Source organism: Burkholderia sp. BDU5 (assembly GCF_001522845.1).
GTDB classification, from domain to species: domain Bacteria; phylum Pseudomonadota; class Gammaproteobacteria; order Burkholderiales; family Burkholderiaceae; genus Burkholderia; species Burkholderia mayonis.
The window spans coordinates 1-2,571 of sequence record NZ_LOWC01000080.1 but is presented as its reverse complement, the minus strand read 5'-3'; the positions used below and the strand labels follow the sequence as shown (position 1 = coordinate 2,571).

The 2,571-nt window shown below is 63.2% G+C and carries 5 protein-coding genes; 1 reads left to right on the top strand and 4 read right to left on the bottom strand.

Annotated features, from left to right (window positions below; genetic code table 11):
• Nucleotides 1-350 (bottom strand): putative metallopeptidase (locus WS69_RS14185; protein ID WP_269434745.1); only part of this gene is annotated, 350 nt, incomplete at its 3' end.
• 107 nt (nucleotides 351-457) lie between these two features.
• Here WS69_RS14185 and WS69_RS14180 point away from each other — a divergent pair.
• Nucleotides 458-820, top strand: coding sequence for a DUF6173 family protein (locus WS69_RS14180; protein WP_059471390.1), 363 nt, complete (start codon nucleotides 458-460; stop codon nucleotides 818-820).
• A 228-nt stretch (nucleotides 821-1,048) separates the two neighbouring features.
• Here WS69_RS14180 and WS69_RS14175 read toward each other — a convergent pair whose 3' ends face one another.
• The 3 genes from WS69_RS14175 to WS69_RS14165 all read right to left on the bottom strand — a co-directional run bounded on the left by WS69_RS14175 (nucleotide 1,049) and on the right by WS69_RS14165 (nucleotide 2,461).
• Nucleotides 1,049-1,393 carry a GrlR family regulatory protein gene (locus WS69_RS14175; protein WP_059471389.1) on the bottom strand — a complete coding sequence of 115 codons (345 nt, stop codon included), beginning with the start codon at nucleotides 1,391-1,393 and terminating at the stop codon, nucleotides 1,049-1,051.
• Nucleotides 1,394-1,544: 151 nt separating this feature from the next.
• Nucleotides 1,545-2,138, bottom strand: a complete 594-nt coding sequence (locus tag WS69_RS14170) for a hypothetical protein (RefSeq protein WP_059471388.1) — start codon at nucleotides 2,136-2,138, stop codon at nucleotides 1,545-1,547.
• On the bottom strand, nucleotides 2,135-2,461 hold the full coding sequence (locus tag WS69_RS14165) for a hypothetical protein (protein WP_059471387.1): 327 nt from the start codon (nucleotides 2,459-2,461) through the stop codon (nucleotides 2,135-2,137). Before WS69_RS14165 ends, WS69_RS14170 begins: the two co-directional genes overlap by 4 nt.
• Between the last annotated feature and the right edge of the window lie 110 nt (nucleotides 2,462-2,571).

Genomic DNA, 2,571 nt, shown 5'->3' with positions numbered 1-2,571 from the left:
CACCACTGCAGGTCGTTGCACTCGCGCGCGTAGTGCGCGTCGAGCGTGATCAGGAAGGCCGGCACGCGGCCGAACCATTCGAGGTACTGCTGTTCCTGCCGGGCGCGCTGCCAGCCGCCGGCTCGGATCGTCACCTCTTCGCACTGGCCGACGACGCGGCGCATCTGGCGCACATTCTCGACGGCCGCCCAGAGGTAGGCGACATCCGCGTCGACCAGATGCGCGTGATCAGGGTTGTGCAGTGGCGCGCCCTCGCGCAGGACCGTCTCGGTGACCCACTCGGCGACGCCGTCGGCCGGCACGATGCGCCGGGTCCAGTTCGAGTCGCCGAACAGAATCACTGGGGGCATCGGCCGCGCGCTCGACATTTTTGACGCAATCTCGGCGAGATTTGTGCGCCGTGCCATACCGTAGAATCCAGATGCGGAATGGCCGCATCACATTTGAAGGAAAAGTTATGAGCAGATCTTCGTTAAACACGGATCCGGACTCGATCCCGTCGTATGAGCCGAGCCCGTTCATAGTGACGACCTCGCCCAGCGAGTTGGCATTCAAAACTTTGATCAAGGAGATCAAAGCGTTCGAGGCTACCTTGACTGCCGGCGAGGCGGTCGGTGCGATGCTCGCCTCGTTCGGCAAGGAAGTAACGATTCAGATCACCGAGATCGCCGTCACGGGGCAGTTCATCCGCTTTGATGGCGTGACAGAGGATGGCAGTGCCGCGAGGCTCGTTCAACATTTCACGCAGGCGTCCGTACTTCTGACGAAGTTGACCAGCCCTGTTGTTCCGCCGAATCCTATCGGCTTCGTTCCTAACTGACGGCGTCGGTGCAAACATCGCCCGCCGGATTTCGCTCGGCGGGCTCACTATGTCTGGTGCCAGCAGGGCGGCGGAAACCCGTCTGCACCTTTCGGCGCGCTGGCTGATCACCTCGCTGCGTCTTTCCCGCCGGCGCAGCTAAGGCCGAGTCGAGTATAGCGCGGCACACCACAACGAAAAAGCCCGCTGGCTTGTCGACTCAGCGGGCTTGGAACAGCTCGAAGGTTCTCAGAACTGGCCTAAGTTTATGGTCGGAAGATGGCGACCGGTGACGACGATACCAGGACCACCAAACGGCGAAGGCCCAGTAAGCGTGAATCCGCCCGGCTGAACTTGTCCGGTCAAATTCAACCAGAACTGACCACCCGGTGTCCCGAAGACTGAAACCGCATTCGGCGCATGTGCCGAAATCGTCAACCGCGCAGTAACCTGCGTCCCGACGACATCGTAAGTGCCCTCGTAGCGATACTGGTCGTCGCCCCCGGTGATGACGCCATCGTCCAGCTTCACGCGGCCACCCACCCCAGGCAGCGATGCGCCGAAGTCGACTTTGTAATGTCCGTTCTGAAGCATCTGATCTCCTTTCGCGGTCCCACCCGCACGAAGATCTTACCGGAAACGGACGCCAGAAACGCCGAAGCCCGCTTTCGCGGGCTTCGTTTCTCCGGACGCACGTATGACGTGTATCGAATATGGCGGATTATTGTGTGCCAAACACACATTGTCAAGCGGTTGATCGTTCCTGCAGCAACCCTAGCTCGCTGAACCGTCGTTCGATCACCGACCAAGCGAGCCCCTCGACGCCGACCTCGTTGGCTTTCTTGTCCCCCTCAATCCACTTCCGCACCGCGGAGTTGTGCTTGCTGACCGTGTTCACGTGCGCATCGCACTCCTCGGCTATGTCAACCAGGTCGCACTTCACCCCGAACAGACGCTCGATGATCGCGCGCCGCACGCGGTAGTGGGAGAACCCCGAACAGTAGGCGGCCGACGCCCGAATGAGCCAGCCGACCGCCGCCTGCCACTCGAGATTCGGCGTCCGGCCGCTGCAGCACGCTGCGCCGCAGGAGCACGGCAGGTCGCGCGGCGCCGCGCGCGCGACGAGCACGGACAGGTGCAGATCGGGCAGCTCCCAGAGATGCCGGCGGATCTCCCCGGCCTGCCCGGCGCCGTCGAGCCCGACCAGACCCATGCCCGTGCCGATCGACTCGCCGCGCAGCCGCTTCGCCATCATCGTCTCGCCGTACTGCTGCGACGAGTAGCAGAGCGCGAAGCGCACCGCGTCGAACGCCGACTTGAACTCGACGACATCGCTCATCGCACACCCCGCGTCATCATCGCCAGCGCCTGGCGCGTGTTGAGCTCGGCCATGTAGCCCGACAGGTTGCTCGTGAAGTCCGGCCGGATGCGCGTGTCGACGTGCGTGCCCGGCGAGCGGCTCGTGCCTGCAAGCGAGTACATCCGCCCGCGGCTCTCCGAATGGCAGTCGAGCCGCGCGAGCGCGACGTCGAGCGACAGCAGCTGCCGCACCGACGAAACGGGATGCTTCAAGCGGCGTGCGAGGTCGTGCGCCGAATAGCGGATGCCGGGCTTCATGGCCCCGATCATCGCGTTGATGGTGAGTTTGCTTTTTGCTTTCAAGGCCCCGCTCCTTATGCTGACTTCAAATTCAACTCGATCGCCTCGATGCGCACACCCGGCGTGCGCGCGTAGCGCTTCGACACCCAGAGGTCGACGACCTGGCCGTCGTC